Source organism: Acinetobacter sp. ANC 3903 (genome assembly GCF_002135315.1).
Lineage (GTDB): Bacteria > Pseudomonadota > Gammaproteobacteria > Pseudomonadales > Moraxellaceae > Acinetobacter.
In genome coordinates, this window is sequence record NZ_NEGA01000016.1 from 67636 (window position 1) to 88750 (window position 21115).

The 21115-nt window shown below is 43.5% G+C and carries 20 protein-coding genes; 11 read left to right on the forward strand and 9 right to left on the reverse strand.

Annotated elements, in window-relative coordinates:
• Complete coding sequence (locus B9T29_RS12820) at positions 1-1185, forward strand: iron-containing alcohol dehydrogenase (RefSeq protein ID WP_086176288.1); 1185 nt, start codon at positions 1-3, stop codon at positions 1183-1185.
• A 264-nt stretch (positions 1186-1449) separates the two neighbouring features.
• Positions 1450-2847, forward strand: a complete 1398-nt coding sequence (locus B9T29_RS12825; protein WP_086176289.1) for an APC family permease — start codon at positions 1450-1452, stop codon at positions 2845-2847.
• A 131-nt stretch (positions 2848-2978) separates the two neighbouring features.
• Here the strand turns inward: B9T29_RS12825 and B9T29_RS12830 are convergent, their stop codons facing one another.
• The 9 genes from B9T29_RS12830 to rplU all read right to left on the reverse strand — a co-directional run bounded on the left by B9T29_RS12830 (position 2979) and on the right by rplU (position 9735).
• A complete protein-coding gene (locus B9T29_RS12830; protein ID WP_228146612.1) occupies positions 2979-3431 on the reverse strand; it encodes a hypothetical protein in 453 nt (150 codons plus the stop codon).
• Positions 3432-3581: 150 nt separating this feature from the next.
• Positions 3582-4061: a tRNA (cytidine(34)-2'-O)-methyltransferase gene (locus B9T29_RS12835; RefSeq protein ID WP_086176290.1), complete on the reverse strand. Its 480-nt coding sequence runs from the start codon at positions 4059-4061 to the stop codon at positions 3582-3584.
• Between the two features lie 37 nt (positions 4062-4098).
• Positions 4099-5475: a siroheme synthase CysG gene (gene cysG / locus B9T29_RS12840; RefSeq protein WP_086176291.1), complete on the reverse strand. Its 1377-nt coding sequence runs from the start codon at positions 5473-5475 to the stop codon at positions 4099-4101.
• A 90-nt stretch (positions 5476-5565) separates the two neighbouring features.
• Positions 5566-6837, reverse strand: a complete 1272-nt coding sequence (serS, locus tag B9T29_RS12845; RefSeq protein ID WP_086176292.1) for a serine--tRNA ligase — start codon at positions 6835-6837, stop codon at positions 5566-5568.
• A gap of 119 nt (positions 6838-6956) precedes the next feature.
• Positions 6957-7745 carry an RsiV family protein gene (locus B9T29_RS12850; protein ID WP_086176293.1) on the reverse strand — a complete coding sequence of 263 codons (789 nt, stop codon included), beginning with the start codon at positions 7743-7745 and terminating at the stop codon, positions 6957-6959.
• A gap of 134 nt (positions 7746-7879) precedes the next feature.
• Positions 7880-8116: a carotenoid oxygenase family protein gene (locus B9T29_RS12855; RefSeq protein ID WP_086176294.1), complete on the reverse strand. Its 237-nt coding sequence runs from the start codon at positions 8114-8116 to the stop codon at positions 7880-7882.
• 122 nt (positions 8117-8238) lie between these two features.
• Positions 8239-8934, reverse strand: a complete 696-nt coding sequence (lolA, locus tag B9T29_RS12860; protein ID WP_086176295.1) for an outer membrane lipoprotein chaperone LolA — start codon at positions 8932-8934, stop codon at positions 8239-8241.
• 215 nt (positions 8935-9149) lie between these two features.
• Complete coding sequence (gene rpmA / locus B9T29_RS12865) at positions 9150-9404, reverse strand: 50S ribosomal protein L27 (protein WP_067723977.1); 255 nt, start codon at positions 9402-9404, stop codon at positions 9150-9152.
• A 19-nt stretch (positions 9405-9423) separates the two neighbouring features.
• Complete coding sequence (gene rplU / locus B9T29_RS12870; protein WP_086176296.1) at positions 9424-9735, reverse strand: 50S ribosomal protein L21; 312 nt, start codon at positions 9733-9735, stop codon at positions 9424-9426.
• Between the two features lie 425 nt (positions 9736-10160).
• Between rplU and sdsA the strand changes: the two genes are divergently transcribed.
• From sdsA to B9T29_RS12915, 9 genes are all read left to right on the forward strand, one after another.
• Positions 10161-11138, forward strand: coding sequence for an All-trans-nonaprenyl-diphosphate synthase (sdsA, locus tag B9T29_RS12875; protein ID WP_086176297.1), 978 nt, complete (start codon positions 10161-10163; stop codon positions 11136-11138).
• A 33-nt stretch (positions 11139-11171) separates the two neighbouring features.
• Positions 11172-13226, forward strand: a complete 2055-nt coding sequence (locus tag B9T29_RS12880; protein WP_086176298.1) for a site-specific recombinase — start codon at positions 11172-11174, stop codon at positions 13224-13226.
• A gap of 149 nt (positions 13227-13375) precedes the next feature.
• Positions 13376-13981: a phosphatase PAP2 family protein gene (locus B9T29_RS12885; protein WP_086176299.1), complete on the forward strand. Its 606-nt coding sequence runs from the start codon at positions 13376-13378 to the stop codon at positions 13979-13981.
• Between the two features lie 32 nt (positions 13982-14013).
• Positions 14014-15264: an efflux RND transporter periplasmic adaptor subunit gene (locus B9T29_RS12890; RefSeq protein WP_086176300.1), complete on the forward strand. Its 1251-nt coding sequence runs from the start codon at positions 14014-14016 to the stop codon at positions 15262-15264.
• Between the two features lie 12 nt (positions 15265-15276).
• Positions 15277-18459 carry an efflux RND transporter permease subunit gene (locus tag B9T29_RS12895; RefSeq protein ID WP_086176301.1) on the forward strand — a complete coding sequence of 1061 codons (3183 nt, stop codon included), beginning with the start codon at positions 15277-15279 and terminating at the stop codon, positions 18457-18459.
• Positions 18459-19919, forward strand: coding sequence for a multidrug efflux RND transporter AdeIJK outer membrane channel subunit AdeK (gene adeK, locus B9T29_RS12900; RefSeq protein ID WP_086176302.1), 1461 nt, complete (start codon positions 18459-18461; stop codon positions 19917-19919). Before B9T29_RS12895 ends, adeK begins: the two co-directional genes overlap by 1 nt.
• Positions 19920-20026: 107 nt before the next feature.
• Positions 20027-20383, forward strand: a complete 357-nt coding sequence (locus B9T29_RS12905; protein ID WP_086176303.1) for a YbjQ family protein — start codon at positions 20027-20029, stop codon at positions 20381-20383.
• Between the two features lie 3 nt (positions 20384-20386).
• Positions 20387-20821 (forward strand): YbjQ family protein, encoded by a 435-nt coding sequence (locus tag B9T29_RS12910; protein WP_086176304.1) that lies wholly within the window; start codon positions 20387-20389, stop codon positions 20819-20821.
• 128 nt (positions 20822-20949) lie between these two features.
• The coding region (locus B9T29_RS12915) for a transposase (protein ID WP_143223894.1) at positions 20950-21115 on the forward strand (166 nt) is incomplete at its 3' end.

The window sequence follows — 21115 nt, forward strand, 5'->3', positions numbered from 1 at the left end:
ATGGCTAAGCCTTATTACGAATTTTTCTGTCCGGTAAAAGTGATCGCAGGTCATGCCGCGTTAGAGCACATTCCTTTTGAACTTGCCACTTTAGGTGCAAAACGTCCACTGATCATTACCGATAAAGGCGTACGCAGCAATAACCTGCTTGCTCCAATTGAAGCTGCTTTTGAATCTACAGAGGCCGTGATTGGTGCTATTTTTGATGATGTTCCACCCGATTCAAGCGTAGAAACCGTACGTAAAGCAGCTCAAGCCTATCGTGACAATGGTTGTGATGCAATTATTGCCGTGGGCGGTGGTTCAGTGATCGATACCTCCAAGGCAACCAATATCCTGGTGACTGAAGGTGGTGATGACCTGCTTAAATATTCAGGTGCACATAACCTGCCAAAACCATTAAAACCATTCTTCGTTATTCCGACTACATCAGGTACAGGTTCAGAAGTGACTATGGTTGCTGTGGTTTCTGATCTTGAAAAAAATGTCAAAATGCCGTTTGCATCGTATTACCTGATGCCGCATGCTGCGATTCTTGATCCGCGCATGACGCAAACCTTGCCGCCACATTTAACTGCCATGACTGCCATGGATGCCCTTACCCATGCGGTTGAAGCCTATACCTGTATGGCAGCAAATCCAATCAGTGATGCCTATGCAACGGCTGCCATTAAAAAAGTTAGCAACAGCCTGTTCAATGTTCTGGATAATCCAACAGATGAATTTGGTCGCCTGGAATTAGCACAAGCTTCGACTATGGCCGGCATTGCATTCTCTAACTCCATGGTTGGCTTGGTACACTCGCTCGGGCATGCTTTAGGTGCGGTGGCTCATTTGCCCCATGGTCTATGCATGAACCTGTTCCTGCCTTATGTGCTTGAGTACAATAAGGAAGTCAATGGTGACAAAATTGCAGAATTATTGCTGCCTTTGGCCGGTGCGGATATTTATGCACAAACGCCTGCACATTTACGTGCTGACAAAGCTATTGCTACTATTCTAACCATGCGTGATCGCTTATATGCATTGACCAAATTGCCGCGTACTTTACGTGAAACTGGCAAAGTTTCAGAAGCACAATTAGATGAAGTAGCAGATAAAGCATTAAATGATGGTTCCATTATTTATAATCCTAAAGAAGCCACGTTTAGTGATTTAAAAGCGATTTTAGAAAAAGCTTGGTAAGTATTGAAAATTAAGCGAATATAGCTAAAAATTAGCCTGATGTTTTTTTAAGCATCAGGCTTTTGCTTTGTGGAAAATTAAAGCTGCTTTTTTATACCAGATGGCATATTTTTTGCATTAAAAAATCATAAAGATATTGGCAAAAGGTAACAAACTAGAGTAGATTGGCGCACTTTTGTTTTATTCATTTAGGGAGGATCGTTCGTCTCAAACGATCCTTGTAAACATGACTGATCCTTGATCAACGATAAGAGGATAACGCCGTTGACAAATATCTCTGGGACTCAACCGGCAGCTAAACTGCAAAAAACGCTTGGACTCTGGCACATTATTATTATTGGTTTAGCTTATATTCAACCAATGACATTATTTGATACGTTCGGTCTGGTTTCCGAAGAAAGTCATTACCATGTACCAACGTCTTACATTATTGCCCTAGTTGCAATTCTGTTTACTTCCATCAGTTACGGACATATGATCCGCCGTTACCCATCATCCGGGTCTGCGTATACTTATGCGCAAAAATCGATTCATCCCAATGTCGGTTTTATGGTGGGCTGGTCATCATGGCTAGATTACCTGTTGTCTCCAATGGTCAACATCATTTTGGCGGTAATTTACCTGGAAGCCTTGTTCCCCGATATTAATCACTGGATTTGGGTTATTGGCTTAACCGCATTTATGACTGCGGTGAACCTCCGTGGCGCCAGATTCGTTGCGAACTTTAGCGGTCTGATTGTACTCGTCCAAATCGCTGTCATCGTTTACTTCACCTGGATGGTTTATAGCTTGCTGGCTGGCGGTGTAAATGCCGATGGTTCTCTGGTGAATGCCAAGTATCAGTTATGGAGTCTGGAACCTTTCTGGAATTCAATGACTTCTGTGGGTGCCTTGATTACAGGGGCAACTTTATTATGCTTCTCGTTTACAGGTTTTGATTCACTGAGTTCACTGGCAGAAGAAACCAAAGATACTGAGAAAACCTTACCTAAAGCAATTTTCCTGACTGCATTAATTGCCGGGGTGATTTTCATCATCAGCACTTACTTCATGCAAATTTACTTCCCGAATGATCCTAAAACTTACTTTGAAGATGTAGCTGCAACTCAGCCAGATATTCTTCAGGCTGTTGGCGGCGTTGCATTTAAAACCGTGGTGCTTTATTTCGCTATTGTGACTGTTATGGCATCTGGTATTTCTGCCCATGCAGGCGTATCACGCTTGATGTACGTAATGGGTCGTGATGGTGTGATCAATAAAAAAATCTTCGGTCACATTAGTCCTAAAAGCTATACCCCTGTTTACAATATCCTCATTGTCGGCGCTGTGGCTTTAACTGCCGGCTTCATTAATTTGGATATCGTGATTTCCATGATCAGTTTCGGGGCATTAACTGCATTTACTTTTGTGAATTTATCGGTGATTTCACGTTATGCATTGCGTGATGGCCGTACTAAAAACTTTAAAGATATACTTAACTTTGTGGTTATTCCGATGCTCGGTTTCATCAGTATTTTTGCCATGTGGCTTGAAATTGAAGACACTGCCTTGAAATTCGGTCTATGGTGGGCAATGTTTGGGATTTTGTATCTTGGTTATAAGACCAAGGGCTTTAAACACCCTGCTCCACAACATAATGAATTTGATGATACTCACCGCTAAATAAATGTTTTGATTTAATAAAAAAGACGCTTGATGCGTCTTTTTTATGGTCATTGATTTTTTTCAGGAGTTTTTTAGGCTTCATCCCCCCTTTTATACCTATTCATCAAGTCATTTTTTTAAGCGCAAAGCTATTTAATCCGACAATTAAATCCCATCTTGCTATCTACAAGATTGTCCTGATAACCCAATACCTGAATAAAGGCATTGCGATCCTGCAACAGTTTTTGCTCTTGCTCGCTCAAACGTGCTTTATTTTCAACGGCCAGCCTATAGATGTCATTAATGATATTTTGATAGATACCGCACACTTGCTGACGTTTTTCTTTTTTAAGCTGCCGCCCAGGCCAACTCCATTCAAAATCATCACTCGTTAAAGTCTTGCCCCATGCTTCAATTTGCTGATTCATGCGTTGCTGCATATCTTTTAAGCCTTGCTGAATTTCGGCTTGAGTAATCGGTTTTACTATTTCCGTTGCTGCCTGATGAGCAACTGAAGATTCTGCAAAAGAAGTTGTTGGCATAATAGCTGTAACGATTGCAAGAGCAATCAACCCAGTAATTAAAAATTTATATTTCTTCATCCAATTCAATATCAAGTTCAATGTGTACTCACTTTAATTCTTATTTATTCTGTTTTTATAACTAAAATTGATCAAATGATGAAGGCAAAATGCATCAAACTGACATAAAAAAAACCACCCTCAGGTGGTTTTTAATGATTGGCTCAATCTTTATTTTAATTCTTGAAAGCCTTGTTGACGCCAAGCTTCATACAAAATAACTGCTGTAGCATTGGATAAGTTCAAACTGCGTGAATTTGCTGCCATCGGTAAACGAATCCAGTGTTCTTTCGGGAACATCATGCGCACATCTTCAGGCAAACCTCGGGTTTCTGGCCCCATCAACAAGGCAACCGGACGGTTTAAATTTGAGGTATGCGGTGTTTCAAAACCCTTGGTGGTTAAAGGATAAATTGCATCATCATTAATACCTTGCTCTTTTAAATGAGCCAGACACTCTGCAAAATTTTCCCAGACTTTCATATGCGCCCATTCATGATAATCCAGACCCGCACGTCTGAGCTTCTTGTCATCCAGCTCAAAACCAAGCGGTTTTACCAGGTGCAACTGCGCACCGGTATTGGCACATAAACGGATGATATTCCCAGTATTTGCAGGAATTTCAGGCTCATACAAAACAACATGAATCACAGGATTTCTCTACTCTTTCAACGCAACAAGGCCTGAATTAGCCTTGCCACTGTAATTGTTCGCGCAATTTTACCACTTCACCAATAATGGTGAGGGTCGGCGCTTGAATATGATGTTCTGACACTTTCGATCCAATATCGGCTAAAGTTCCCACCACAACTTTTTGCTCTGGTGTAGTACCTTTAGAAATCAGTGCTACCGGCATATTTGGACGCTGGCCATGTGCAATCAGCTGCGCACATATTTTTTCCAATCCAACCAGGCCCATATACAGCACCAAGGTCTGGTTTTCATAAACCAGTTCATTCCAAGGCAATTCAGGCGAACCTTCCTTCAAATGCCCGGTAAGGAAACGCACACTTTGAGCATAATCACGATGCGTTAAAGGAATACCGGCATAGGCTGAACAGCCTGAAGCAGCGGTAATGCCTGGTACGACCTGAAAAGCCACACCGGCAGCGAAGAGCTCTTGAATTTCTTCACCACCACGACCAAAGATAAATGGATCACCGCCTTTTAAACGGCAGACACGCTTCCCTTGGGCAGCATATTCCACCAATAATGCATTAATCCCTTCTTGAGGAACGCTATGATTGGAACGAGCTTTACCCACATAGATTTTTTCTGCATCACGGCGGCATAAGTCCATAATCGCAGGAGAAACTAAACGATCATAAATAATCACATCCGCCTGTTGCATCAAGCGTAATGCTTTTAAGGTCAATAACTCAGGATCACCCGGTCCCGCACCAACCAAATAGACTTCGCCTTTAGGCGCTTTCCATTCCATTAAAGCTTGTTCAATTAAACGATCCGCTTGCGCAATGTTGTCATTAAACACCTGTTCTTTGAGTGGACTGGCATATAAGTCTTCCCAAAAAATACGGCGCTCATCTGGATTTTCAATTTTTGCCTTCACCGCAGCACGCCATTTTCCAGAAAAATCTGCCAGTTTGCCCATGCCATGAGGAATAGCAGCTTCCAGCTGGGTTCGGATTTGACGAGATAAAACAGGTGAGGTGCCATTGGTGGCAATGGAGACCACCAAGGGTGAACGGTCAATAATCGCAGGAACCATAAAACGACAATGCGGTGGATCATCAACACTATTCACCAGAATTCTTTCAGCTTCGCAAGCTTCAAAAACTTGGATATTGGTTGCTTTATCATTGGTTGCCGCAATTACCAAACGGTAATTACGTAATGGAATATCTGGGCTAAAAGGTGCTTGGACATATCGCCCTTGGCTTGATTTAACAATCTCAAGTAAATTACTTTCAATTTCAGGTGCAATCACGTGAATAATTGCGCCTGCTTTTGCCAAAAGGACTGCCTTCCGGTAGGCAATATGTCCACCACCGACAATCAGACAAGGTTGCTGTTGCAACTTTAAAGAGATTGGAAAGATATCCACGAACTACCTCAGTATTTTAGATCTGACTGTCTTAAGCAATTTTTATGCACAAAACTGTGCCGTTTATCAATTTATTGATCAATCCGAGGATTAATCAATAAATTCTGCACCACCCATGTATGGACGAAGTGCTTCAGGAATCTCAATAGAACCGTCTGCACGTTGATAATTTTCCATCACGGCAAGCAAGGTACGACCGACTGCCAAACCTGAACCATTCAAAGTATGCACAAATTCAGTTTTCTTTTGGTCTACACGGTAACGCGCTTTCATACGGCGTGCCTGGAAATCACCCATGCATGAGCAACTTGAAATTTCACGGTAAGTATTTTGGCTAGGCACCCAAACTTCCAAATCGTAAGTCTTGATGGCGCCAAAGCCCATATCGCCACCACACAGGATGATTTTACGATATGGCAAACCGAGCGCCTGCAAAATACCTTCAGCATGGCCAGTCAATTCTTCTAAAGCCTGCATAGAATCTTCAGGTTTTACAATCTGCACCATCTCAACTTTGTCAAACTGGTGTTGACGGATTAAACCACGGGTATCACGGCCATAGGAACCTGCTTCACTACGGAAACATGGCGTATGCGCGGCATATTTTAATGGTAAACGGTCTGGATCAACAATTTCATCACGCACGAAATTGGTCACTGGCACTTCGGCAGTCGGAATCAGGTAATATTCTTTTTCACCTTGTAATTTGAACAAGTCTTCTTCAAATTTAGGCAACTGACCTGTACCACGCAAAGAATCCGCATTCACCAGATAAGGCACATACGCTTCGGTATAACCATTTTTCAGGGTATGGGTATCGAGCATGAACTGGGTCAATGCACGTTGTAAACGCGCCAATGAACCTTTAAGAACACTGAAACGTGTACCGGTTAATTTGGTCGCAGTTTCAAACTCCAAACCGCCCATCCACTCACCTAAATCAGTATGATCTTTAATTTCAAAATCAAATTGACGCGGTGTGCCCCATTTTAAAATTTCAACATTGTCATCTTCATCTTTACCTTCAGGTACAGATTCATGCGGCATGTTGGGAATGGTTAAAGACTTGGTTTCAATTTCAGTTTGCAATTCAGCAAGCGCAACTTCAGCAGCTTTAATTTCATCACCAATGGCTGCCATACGCGCCATGATTTCAGATGCATCGCCACCAGATTTTTTAATTTGGCCAACTTGTTTAGCACCCGAATTACGCTCTGCCTGTAAAGCTTCTGTTTTCGATTGAAGCTCTTTACGGCGAGCTTCGAGTGAAGCCCACTCTTCTACATTAAGCTGTACACCACGTTTTGCCAAGGCTAAATTTACAGCCTCAATATTATTTCTGATTAATTTCGGGTCGATCATAGCCAATCTTTTGCAAAGAAAAAAACTGGCTATAGTGTAAGCGCTAAACACTAAAAAAGACAGTGATCGAGCAGACAGCTGGGGCTTATTAGAGCAAATTTACCCGAATTAAGCTGAAATTATGACGTTGGATACTTGGGCAAACTTGGCAGATATTCAGCTTTAATCAGTTTAGTGAGTGCCGAATAAGGCAAGGTCAGCTCAGTCATGCCTTCTGCATATGAAGCCAGCTCATACAAGGGATAAACAAATACAATGCCATTGGCACCATAATAAAAATTATCACTTAATTTCAGTTTCGCTCTTTCGATACTGTGCTGCTCCAGCCAGATGCTGTTTGAATCATATAAGGTATTCAGTAACTGCTGTTCTGTACCTTTCAGCATAATATCTTGCAGTGCCAGACGCTTTTTGTTTTTCAAATCGAAATTGACAAATTCCTGATGATACATGCCATGCGCAGCACCGGATGAATAGGTATAGGTTTGAATGGCAAAAGTTGCGCGGTCATACTGCTGACTGACAAAGCGGATATAGGTCGAGCTTTGACTTAAATTGGGTGTAGCCCCTTCGGCGGTATTGACCTTTTGATTGGGAGCTGTAGAAAACGCAATCGGATCGGCTTTTTTCACCCGATCGATAAAATAGTCATCCACCCATTTCAGATTGGTTTTTACCGTCTGAATTTCATACTGGGTACATCCTTCTGCATCACATGCTTCCGGTTTGCTCAGTTTCACAGGAACAACTTTGGCTTGAATTAATGGAATTGTAGAAGAATTTTCCTGTTTTTCTACCTTAACCTGTTCCTTTTGCGGTGCAGGTCGCTCCTGACAACCCGCCATGCCCAGTACAGCCAAAGAAACTGGAACAGCCCAGAGCCATTGTTGATTCGTGCGTATTTTCATCTTATTTTAACAACCTAGTGCCTGTTATCATGCGGCTTCACTATACAAAGCTCAGTAAGCAAATGAAATTTAAAATATGTATCTTCAAAAAAGATAAACTTATATATCCATAAAAAGATGAAAATCAGCTTAAATTAAGACAAATCCACCCAATTGCCATGAAAGCCCAAGGGCACATGTATACCCAAAATAATTTCAGCTTGAGGCTGAAGTATTAAACCTTGCGCTTTTAGAATCACCACTTTGGATGATTCTTTATAGATATGATGCACATAAGATAACAGGTAGCCCTCACCTTCTGTGCATTCGCTGATTTTGAAATATTGAGCATTATGATGTCCAGGTTCGGGCTCGAATATATTTTTGTACAGTTACGCCTAGTGAATAAAAATTTCCCTCATTTTTTTAACAGAATATCCAATAAAAAAGCAGCCACGTAGGACTGCTTTTTAAATGACATAAGTACTTAATTCAATAGTGATCAATCAATTGATTATTGATCAATAATATCGGTGCCTTTAGGCGGTGCGAAATTAAAGGTTGATGAAGCAATAGATGGATTCAATTTCACATTATTAAAGCGCACATAGGTGGTTTGACCCAATGAATCCTGCAAAATCATCAAACTTGGGGCCTTATTCGCACCAAAACTAATGGTCAGGCTTTGGAATGCACTATCTTTAACTTTTGGATACAAGGTGTAATAGGTCTTGCCTTTATCCGGCTGAGTCACCCGATAAGACTTCATAATCTGGCTGGTATTGCCCGACAATAATAATGCAGGGGTATTAGCCACTTGTTCATCTAAACTTTGACGGACTGCCTGTTGTAAATCAGGATCGTAAATCCATACAGTTTTACCTGAAGTCACAATGGTTTGTTTTGAAGGACTGGTGGTTTCCCAGAAAAATTTTCCCGGACGAGCGACTTTCATTGCCCCTTTAAAGGTTTGATTCATGTGTTGTCCGGTCAAGCCTTTTTTCTGTGGAGCTTTACCCGAAGTTGCTTTGGTGGTTTGTTCAAAATTTGCTGACAACGTCCGAATATTACTTAACTGCTTAACCAGATTGTTCGTTGCTTGCTGCTCCGATGCTGCTACAGGTGCAGCAAAAACAGTTGTACTCATTACCGGTGCAAGCGTTGCAGCACCCAAGGTCATCGCACACAGGGTTTTACGAAGCATTTTCATATCATCACCTTTTTTATTTGCAGTATCGCAATTTCTTCAATGTCCCATCTTAAACCAATTTTTATTCCTAATAATTGAGAAAATAAGAAGTTTTGTATTGTTATTAATGCTCAATGTAGATTTTTCTACATCATGATGAAGAACTCAGATTATTTTTGACCAATTTACAAGCATAAAAAAACCCACATCAGATGTGGGTTTTTTTCTATTAAAGCTTACGCTTCAACAGATACGTAGCGACGACCGAATTGGCCTTTCACTTCGAATTTGATCACGCCGTCAGCGGTAGCAAATAAAGTATGGTCACGGCCCATACCTACGTTTGTACCAGCGTGGAATTCTGTACCACGTTGACGAACGATAATGTTACCAGCAGTCACAGATTGACCACCGTACATTTTAACACCTAACATTTTAGGATTTGAGTCACGACCGTTACGTGTCGAACCACCGGCTTTTTTAGTTGCCATGTCTATTTACTCCTCGTAATTAGCCTGAAATAGCAGTAATTTTCAACTCGGTAAACCATTGACGGTGACCTTGTTGTTTACGGTAATGTTTACGACGACGCATTTTAACAATACGGATTTTGTCGTGACGACCGTGGCTAACTACTTCAGCAGTTACTGTAGCACCAGCAACAACTGGAGCACCAATTTGAATGCTTTCGCCGTTTACAAGCATCAACACGTCATCAAAAGTAACGGTTGAGCCAGTTTCAGCTTTCAACAATTCTACTTTAAGGGTTTCACCCTCAACAACACGGTGTTGTTTACCACCGCTTTGGATTACTGCGTACATAATGTACTCCAAACATGCCCGTGTCGTCGTGCCGATAAAGGAATATATCGATCTTAATACGAACGCCACTGGGGGATATCTAAGGGCAAACATATTAAGTGATAATAAATCAAACAACAAGCCATTTCAGCGTTTTTTTGTGCCTAGCTGTTGTTGATTTTATAAACGATTAAGACTGATTAAAAATAACCATGAAGATTTGAAGCTGACATTTTATAAAATGTAATAGATTTTTAAAATCAATTCGCTACTATAAAACCCCCATGCCAGTTTGATCACATATCTGGTGTAATAGTAGAATCCAGTCAAATTTAAAATCATTTGCCTAGGCAGGATTTAAACAACTATATTAAGATCTTGGCTTTATATCCGCTATAGTTGTTACACTATAATAAGCAATTCAATTTTTAGAGGTTTCTCTTCACATGGCCATCGACTTTAAGCAAGACATTCTCGCTCCTGTTGCTTCAGACTTTGCTGCGATGGACACTTTTATTAATGAAGGGATCACTTCAAAAGTTGCCTTAGTAATGGCGGTGAGTAAACACGTGGTTGAAGCTGGCGGCAAACGTATGCGTCCAATCATGTGCTTATTGGCGGCAAAAGCCTGCGGTGCAGAAGATATCGAACGTCAGCGTAAACTGGCTGCCATTATTGAAATGCTGCATACCGCAACGCTGGTCCATGATGATGTGGTCGATGAATCAGGCTTGCGTCGTGGTCGTCCTACAGCCAATGCCACATGGAATAATCAGACCGCGGTTCTGGTGGGTGATTTCCTGATTTCCCGTGCTTTCGATTTACTGGTCGATCTGAACGACATGACCTTACTGAAAGACTTTTCCACCGGCACCTGTGAAATTGCCGAAGGTGAAGTGTTGCAGCTGCAAGCCCAGCATCAGCCAGAAACCACGGAAAAGACTTATCTCGATATTATCCACGGGAAAACCTCACGTTTATTCGAACTGGCCACCGAAGGCGCTGCGATTTTATCGGGCACACCAGAGTACCGTGAACCTTTGCGCGTCTTTGCCGGTCACTTTGGTAATGCCTTTCAAATTATTGATGATATTTTAGACTATACTTCCGATGCTGAAACATTAGGTAAAAATATTGGCGATGATTTAATGGAAGGCAAACCGACTTTGCCATTAATCTCTGCATTGCAAAAAACCACCGATGAAGAACATGAAATTGTTCGTCGCAGTATTGCAACGGGTGGTACAGCCCAATTAGAACGTGTGATCGAGATTGTACAAACCTGTGGCGCTCTGGATTATTGCCGTCAACGTGCAACCGAAGAAACCCAGTTTGCGCTGAATGCCCTGGATGCACTTCCTGATAGCGAATATCGCCAGGCATTGATTAACCTGACCCAGCTGGCTTTAAACCGAATTCAATGATGGGATTAGAAAGAAGATATTTACCCCTTGCCTATGCATATCAATTTTAATGATTTATTTTCAAAAATGCAGCAACAGCTTGAGTCCAATCAAGCTGTGCTGGATGGTTCACTGCTGATTGAATTAGTGAACCGTATTCGGCCGGATTATCCGGCTGATGTTGAAGAAATTAACCGCAAATTTCAGGCTTTCATTCAAGCCTTACTGATTACTCCCCATGCAGTCACCACACTGCAAAATTTCATCTTAAAATTAATCAGCCACTACAAACAAACCAGTCTATATGCTGATACCGGTATTTTGTCGCTGGATGGTTTCTGGAATCAGCTCGCTCAGCGCCTGGGTGCTCATTTTCTTCCCCTGATTAATGATCAAAGCCAGCTGCAAGATTTGGTCCGTCGGGTTTTTTATCAACGCAGTGACAAATACTGGCTGGACAGTATTGCCGATGAAGACTGGCAAAAGCTGTTTGCCTTAGTCAATCAGGGGCATAGCAACCAAAAAGAAAAACTTCAAATTAAAAGTGAGCTGATTAAAGCCATTACTGTTTTATCTTATCGGATTAGCGGTATTGGGCTTTATCCCGAATTTATTAATGCCCAGCCTGATCTGACCGAATATGAATCGCCTTTTCTGGTACAGAACCGGGAAATCAATGAATTCATTCAACATTACAAGGCACTGAATCAGAATACCGATCCTCTGGCAATTATTGCTTCACCCGATGCCTCACAAGCCTTGGTGATGATTGAGCAATGTCGTGATGTCGTGTTAAAAATTCGTCGTGCCATTAAACGCATTGGCGTAAGTATCAGTCTGACTTATTTATTGTCACTGCTGGAACAGTGTTTAGACCGGATCGAACTGCTCATTAACCTGATTGTTGAAGAAGATAAAATTCGTTATCAATCACTCAGTGCCTTGCTGGTCGATATCACTTCTGCCATTTATAGTGAACGCAGTGTGCGGTCTTTACTGGCAAATAACAGTGAATTAATTGCCTTGCAAGTGACCGAAAATGCCAGTAAAACCGGTGAGCATTATGTAAGTACCGACAAGCAAGGCTTCTGGTCGATGTACAAATCCGCCGCTGGTGCGGGTGTGATTATTGCCACCATGGCGACCCTGAAAATTCTGGCTGCACGTCTGGTCATGGCACCGATGATGCAAGCGTTTATTTTTAGCATGAACTATTCACTGGGTTTCATGTTGATTCATGTCCTGCATTTCACCGTCGCCACCAAACAGCCCGCCATGACAGCAGCCGCGCTGGCAGCCACGGTACAGCAGCAAAAAGGTTCTAAAAATGCACAGATTGCTGAACTGGCTGCGCTGATTATCAATATTATCCGTACCCAGTTTATTGCCATTCTCGGCAATATCTCGATTGCCATTCCGACTGCTGCAGTGATTACCCTGCTCTGGCAATACGGCATGGATGAACCACTTTTAAGCTATGCCAAAGCCACCAAGACCTTACATTCACTGAATCCGTTTACATCCCTAGCGATTCCGCATGCTGCCATTGCCGGTGTGTGTTTGTTCTTTTCGGGACTGATCGCCGGTTACTTTGACAATATGGCGGTGTACCGTAAAGTTGGGCCACGTTTAAAAGCACATGCCAAGTTAAAGCAACTATTGGGACAAGAACGCCTGGATAGATTTTCTGCCTACATCGAACGAAATTTAGGAGCCTTGGCAGGGAATTTCCTGTTTGGGATTATGCTCGGCAGCATGGGAACCATTGGGTTTATTTTAGGCCTGCCTTTAGATATTCGCCATATTGCCTTTGCTGCGGCCAACTTTATCCAAGGCACACTCTGTGTGAATGGCAGCCCAGAAATTGGTTTAATTATTGTTTCGTTTTTAGGTGTACTGCTGATTGGTCTCACCAACCTGTTTGTCAGTTTTAGCCTGACCATTATTGTGGCATTACGTGCCCGTCGTGTTCGCTTTGAACAATGGAAGCCCTTAGCCAAACTGGTACTCATGCACTTCCTAACCCGTCCGAGTGACTTTTTCTGGCCACCGAAGACCCCATTGGAAGTCGATGAACTTAGCCCGGTACAAAAATATTCACAGAAGTAATCTATTATTTTTGTTTTACTTCTTGGTTAAAAATGGGTAAAAAGAAATTAGTATAATTTACACACACTTGAAATAAAGTGTACTGATGAGTACACTTTAACCATGAATTAGTCATACTTCAATCGGCTAACATAACCCGGGTTCCTTACATGCCTTACTTGTTGCTTGGTGTAGGATTTTTCTTATTTATTTTCAGTATTTTAATGCTAGTAAATCCATCCTTGAATCACTTCGACTGGGTGATCACGGAATGGCTGAGCCAGCATCGTAGCCTGCCTTTGAATAAGATATTCATCACACTTTCGACTATAGGTGGCATGCCGTTTGTGTTATTTTTAACCACAGTCTGGTGTTTCCACCAAGCCGGGTATAAAAAATATGCAAATGTTATTTTCATTAGTTTAGGACTGATAGGAAGTATAGCCACGGTTTGGCTGCTCAAATATGTAATTTCAAGACCTCGCCCACCCGAAATGTATCATCTGGTCAACAGCTATGGTGCTGCATTTCCCAGCGCTCATAGTGTTTATGCCGCTAGCTTGGGTTGTCTTGCAATTTATCTAAGCCTTCGACATTCCAAACAGCACATCATTGTTATTGTTGCTTTTATGTGGTTGTTGATCATGGGAATTTCCAGGGTTTACCTTGGCGTGCATTTTTTCTCTGATGTCTTAGCCGGTTGGAGCATAAGTTTTATTTGGATCACACTACTTTATCTGCTGTATGCCAAATTGAGTAGGGCGAAAACAAATTAGTTTTTAGATAATAATCTAATCGAGGTGGAAGAATGATGTCTGCAAAGCTCTGGGCGCCTGCCCTTACCGCTTGCGCATTAGCAACAAGTATTGCACTTGTTGGTTGTAGCAAAGATCCTAAGGATGCGCAGCAAGCTGCAGCAGCCCAACAAATGCCACCTACTGAAGTCGGTGTCATTGTTGTCCAACCACAAAGCGTAGAGCAATCTGTAGAACTTTCAGGCCGTACCACGGCATTTGAAATTTCTGAAGTCCGCCCACAAACCAGTGGTGTGATTCTCAAGCGTCTATTCACTGAAGGCAGTTATGTACGTGAAGGTCAGGCGCTTTATCAAATTGATTCCAGCACAAACCGTGCAAACGTCGATAATGCCCGTGCTTCTATTTCCAGCGCTGAAGCAAATCTGAATGTTCTACGTGTCAAAGAAGGCCGTTACCGTCAATTGGTCGGTACAAATGCCATTTCAAAACAAGAATATGACGATATCGCTGCGCAAGTAAAACTGGCTGAAGCAACCTTGAATGCGAGCCGTGCAACCTTGAAGAATGCCGAAATCAACTTGGGCTACTCAACTGTACGTGCACCGATTTCTGGTCAGACTAACCGCTCAACAGTTACTTCAGGCGCTTTGGTAACAATGAACCAAGAAAGGCCATTGGTGACTATTCAGCGTTTAGACCCGATTTATGTCGACATTAACCAGTCTAGTGCTGAATTATTGCGTTTGCGTCAGCAGTTGAATCAAGGCAGCTTAGGTAGCAGCAATAACACTAAAGTGAAGCTTAAACTGGAAGATGGCAGCTATTACCCGGTTGAAGGCCGTCTTGCATTCTCGGATGCCAGTGTAAACCCGGAAACCGGTACAGTAACTTTACGCGCGGTGTTCCAGAACCCGAATCATTTATTGCTTCCAGGCATGTACGCGACTGCGCAGATCGTGCAAGGTGTGATTCCGAATGCCATGCTGATTCCTCAGGCAGCGATTACCCGTACTCCAACAGGTCAAGCCATTGCCATGGTCGTGAATGCCAAAGGTGTGGTTGAAACACGTCCGGTAGAAACTGCCGGCGTTCAAGCTAAAGACTGGATTGTGACCAAGGGCTTGCAAACTGGTGAAAAAGTGATTGTTGATGGTATTGCCAAGGTGAAAGAAGGTGCAACTGTGGTTGCGAAGCCTTACCAACCTCAAGCCGCTGCGCCTCAAGGTGCAGGTCAACCTGCAGCAGAAGCCAATAAAGCCGCTCAACCGAAAACTGAACAAAAAGCTACTTCAAATGCATAAGGGGTAGACTAAATGGCTCACTTTTTTATTCATCGCCCGATTTTTGCATGGGTGATTGCATTGGTGATTATGCTGGCGGGTATTTTAACCCTCAGCAAAATGCCGATTGCACAATATCCGACTATTGCGCCGCCAACGGTAACCATTGCTGCGACCTATCCAGGTGCATCTGCTGAAACTGTAGAAAATACAGTGACCCAGATTATTGAACAGCAAATGAACGGTCTTGACGGTTTACGCTATATTTCTTCAAATAGTGCAGGTAACGGTCAGGCATCGATTGCCTTGAACTTTGAACAAGGGATCGATCCCGATATTGCCCAAGTTCAGGTACAAAACAAATTGCAGTCTGCAACTGCGCTACTGCCTGAAGATGTACAGCGTCAGGGCCTCAAGGTGACCAAATCGGGTGCCAGCTTCCTGCAAGTTTTAGCATTCTATTCACCGAATGGCTCAATGACTGACGCCGACATTAAAGACTATGTAAACTCCAATATTTCTGAACCACTCAGCCGTGTGGCAGGTGTGGGTGAAGTACAGGTATTTGGTGGTTCTTATGCCATGCGTATCTGGTTGGATCCTGCAAAACTCAGCAGTTATCAACTGACTCCAAGTGATGTAGTGGCTGCCCTGCGTACTCAAAATGCACAGGTTGCCGTAGGTCAATTGGGCGGTGCGCCTGCTGTTGAAGGTCAGGTACTGAATGCCACTGTAAACGCGCAAAGCCTGTTACAAACAGCTGATCAGTTCCGTTCTATTTTCTTGAAAAATATCGGTTCCGGTGCAAAAGTGACGATTGGTGATGTCGCTAAAGTTGAATTGGGTTCTGATAACTATCAGTTCACTTCTAAATTTAACGGCAAACCTGCAGGTGGTGTAGCGATTAAATTGGCTACCGGTGCAAACGCACTCGACACAGCAACAGCTGTTGAAGAACGCTTGCAACAACTTCGCAAAAACTATCCAAGTGATCTGAAAGACCAACTGGCGTTTGATACGACTCCATTTATCAAACTCTCTATTGAAAGTGTGGTTCACACTTTAGTTGAAGCGATCATCCTGGTATTCCTGGTGATGTTCCTGTTCTTGCAGAACTGGCGTGCAACCCTGATTCCAACCATGGCGGTTCCTGTGGTGGTATTGGGTACTTTTGCCATCATCAACCTGTTTGGCTTCTCGATTAACACGCTCACCATGTTTGCCATGGTACTGGCCATTGGTCTGCTGGTGGATGATGCGATTGTTGTGGTCGAAAACGTTGAACGTGTCATGCAGGAAGAACATCTCGATCCGGTTAGCGCGACTGAAAAATCCATGCATCAGATTTCGGGTGCCCTGGTCGGGATTACCACAGTATTAACCGCTGTATTCGTACCGATGGCCTTCTTTAGCGGCACCACCGGGGTAATTTATCGCCAGTTCTCGATCACGCTTGTGACCGCGATGATTTTATCCCTCGCAATTGCCCTGACTTTTACCCCTGCCCTTTGTGCAACCTTGCTCAAACAGCATGATAAAGACAAGCCGGAAAGTAATGGTGTGTTCGCCCGCTTCTTCCGCTGGTTTAACCATAGCTTTGACCGCATGTCGGGTGGTTACCAGAAATGGGTTGGTAAGCTATTAATCCATAAAGTAATTGCCGGCGTTATTTATGCTGTGGTGATTGCGGGTCTATTGTTCCTGTTCAAGAACCTGCCAAGCTCATTCCTGCCGAATGAAGACCAAGGTGTGGTGATGACTCTGGTTCAATTACCGCCGAATGCGACACTTAATCGTACAGAGAAAGTTATTGATCAGATGACTGGCTTCTTTATGGAAGGTGAAAAAGCCAACGTCGATTCTGTATTCAGTGTCGCAGGCTTCTCTTTCACAGGTGTTGGTCAGAATGCCGGTTTAGCCTTCATTAAATTGAAAGACTGGAGCGAACGTACTACGCCTGAATCACAAATCGGTGCCATTATCCAGCGTGGTATGGCATTGAACGTGATTGCCAAAGATGCTTCTTATGTGATGCCGTTGCAGCTTCCTGCAATGCCAGAACTGGGGGTTTCTGCCGGCTTTAACTTACAGTTGAAAGATGCTGCGGGTAGCGGTCACGAAAAACTGATCACTGCACGTAACATGATTCTGGGTATGGCTGCGCAAGACAAACGCCTTGCCGGTGTACGTCCAAACGGTCAGGAAGATACGCCACAATACAAAGTGTATGTGGATAACGAAAAAGCCAGCTCTATGGGCGTAAGCATTGCTGAAATCAACAACACCATGCGTATTGCCTGGGGCGGCTCATACATTAATGACTTTATTGACCGCGGTCGCGTGAAAAAAGTCTATGTTCAAGCCGTACCTGATGCGCGTATGATGCCGGAAGATTTAAACAAATGGTACGTACGTAATAACCTGGGACAAATGGTGCCGTTTTCTGCCTTTGCAACCGGTGAATGGACATATGGTTCGCCACGTCTTGAACGTTATAACGGTATTTCATCGGTGAACATTCAGGGTACCCCTGCACCGGGCGTCAGCTCTGGTGATGCGATGCTTGCAATGGAAGAAATCATTGCCAAGCTCCCGCAAATGGGCATGGCAGGATTCGACTATGAATGGACAGGTTTATCTTTAGAAGAACGTGAAGCAGGTTCGCAAACCGCGGGTCTATACGGACTTTCTATGCTGATTGTATTCCTGTGTCTTGCTGCATTGTATGAAAGCTGGTCTATTCCATTCTCGGTACTGTTGGTGATTCCTTTAGGTATTGTCGGTGCAATTGGCTTAACTTTCCTCGGCATGGTGGTACTGAAAGATCCAAACTTGTCGAATAATATTTACTTCCAGGTCGCGATTATTGCCGTCATTGGTTTGGCCGCGAAGAATGCGATCCTGATTGTAGAATTCGCCAAGGAGCTGCAGGAAGATAAAGGCGAGCCTTTACTTGAAGCCACTTTGCATGCTGCAAAAATGCGTTTACGTCCAATCATTATGACCACCCTTGCCTTCGGTTTTGGTGTACTTCCGCTGGCCATTGCTTCAGGTGCCGGCGCTGGTAGCCAGCACTCGGTCGGTTATGGTGTACTGGGTGGCGTAATCAGTTCAACTTTATTGGGTATCTTCTTTATTCCTGTGTTCTATGTCTGGATTCGAAGTATCTTTAAATACAAACCTAAAAAACGAAATGATCAGGAGCAAACATCGTGATGCAAAAGGTATGGTCTATTTCAGGTCGTAGCATTGCGGTATCTGCACTTGCGCTTGCTTTGACAGCCTGTCAAAGCATGCGTGGCCCAGAGCCCGTAGCTCAAGCAAATATTCCAGAACAAGGTTATCTAACTGCTAATTCTGGACCTTCAATTGCTGAGCAAGGTTATAAAGACTTTTTTGCCGATCAACGCTTGCTTCAAGTGCTTGATCTGGCATTAGCCAATAACCGTGACTTGCGCACTTCGACCTTAAACATTCAACGTGCACAGCAACAGTATCAAATCACCCAAAACAACCAGCTGCCAACCATTGGAGCAAGTGGTAGTGTGCTTCGTCAAGACACGCTCAACACCAGTGGCGCCATGACCAGCTACAATGTAGGTCTAGGTGTAACTGCCTATGAGCTGGATTTTTGGGGCCGTGTTCGTAGCTTAAAAGACAATGCTTTAGACACTTACCTGGCAACTTCGAGTGCACGTGATGCCACTCAGATTGCGCTGATTGGTCAAGTGGCTCAGGCATGGCTGAACTACTCGTTTGCCAATGCAAATTTAAAACTTGCAGACCAAACATTAAAAGCTCAACTTGAGTCTTATAACCTCAACAAAAAACGTTTCGATGTCGGCATCGACAGTGAAGTTCCTGTTCGTCAGGCACAGATTTCTGTCGAAACGGCGCGTAACGACGTTGCCAATTACAAGACCCAGATTGCACAGGCACAGAACCTGTTAAATCTGCTGGTCGGTCAAGCGGTTCCAGCGAACCTGTTGCCAAGCCAACGCGTAACACGTATCAGTAAATCCAATGCACTGAGTGCAGGCTTACCAAGTGACTTGCTGAATAATCGTCCTGACCTGCGTGCTGCCGAATATAAACTTTCTGCAGCAGGTGCCAATATCGGTGCAGCTAAGGCACGTATGTTCCCGACCATCAGTTTGACCGGTAATGCAGGCTATGCTTCAACCAGTTTAAGCGACCTGTTCAAATCGGGTGGTTTTGTCTGGTCTATTGGTCCAAGTATTGATCTTCCAATCTTCGATTGGGGCACCCGTAAGGCCAACATCAAGATTTCAGAAACAGATCAACAAATTGCGTTGTCTGATTATGAAAAATCTATTCAATCCGCTTTCCGCGAAGTGAATGATGCCTTGGCGGTACGTCAAAATATTGGTGACCGTTTAGCAGCACAGCGCCGTCTGGTGGATGCAACCAATACCACTTATCGACTGTCGAATGCCCGCTTCCGTGCCGGTATTGACAGTTACCTGACTGTACTGGATGCACAACGTGCGTCTTATGCAGCTGAACAAGGTTTATTGTTGCTTGAACAAGCCAACATGAATAACCAGGTTGAAGTCTATAAAACACTGGGCGGCGGTCTTAAAGCCAACACCGGTGATGCCGTTCAACAGGCACCTTCTTCGGCTGAACGTAAAGTGGAAAACAGCGCTCAGTAATGTTTTCAAGTGTGATAAAAAAGCCTGCGCCATGCAGGCTTTTTTATTGCTTTTTAAAGCCTGATTTTCTATCTTCACTAGAATCTATTTCATTTGAATATCAAAACATGCTGCTGAGTAATTTAGAATCTGTTCCGGGACATACCATTCGCCGTCAAATTGATGTGGTCTATGGCAGCACTGTGCGTAGTAAACATGTGGGACGTGACCTTTTGGCAGGTCTGAAAAATATTGTAGGTGGTGAACTGACCGCTTATACCGAACTGCTGGAAGAATCGCGTCAGGAAGCCATGAACCGCATGATTGAGAAAGCAAAATCTCTGGGGGCAAATGCCGTGGTGGGTATCCGTTTTTCCACATCCAATATTGCTCAAGGCGCTTCGGAACTGTTTGTTTATGGCACTGCGGTGGTGGTTGAAGCAAATGCACAAAAATTGCCAGATCCTTTCCCGACGCAAGGCTAAGACATGGATGCCTTTATTTTAAAAGTCGTCATTTTTGTGATTTTATTTGCGATAGGCTGGGGCTTTGGTCGCCATACTGAAACAAAGCATTTAACTGAACTGGATGAACAAGAACAGCGTTTGGCCTATATCACCTTGGACAATAACCGTTTTAAGACCTCTCCACATCCGGGGCAACTGGTCAGCAGCAATGTGGTCATTTCGCATGACTACTTTAAATATGTGATTGCCAATATCCAGAATTTTTTCGGAGGTCGTCTGACCAGCTATGAAAGTGTGGTTGAACGTGCCCGCCGTGAAGCCATTATCCGTTTAAAACTGGAAGCCGAGAAAATCGGTGCCACCCATATTATGGGCTTACGCTTAAGTACTACCGAGATGGGGATGCAAGGCGGAATGGTGGAAGTGTTTGCTTATGGCACGGCGATTCAGGGTTAAGTAAATTAAGTAAGGTTTGAATCTCCTCAAATCCCCCTAAATCCCCCTTTTCCAAAGGGGGACTTTGTAGTGGTTTAATAAAGCTGGACACCCAATTAGGTGATAATAGATTCACCAATGAGGTGCTTATGAAACCAAGACGTACATTTACTCCAGAGTTTAAACTCGAAGCTGCTAGTCTTGTATTGGATCAAGGGTATTCAATCTTACATGCTTGCCGTGCCTTAGATGTGGGTCAGACTGCTATGAGACGTTGGGTCGATCAGCTTCAATCAGAACGTACTGGGCAGACGC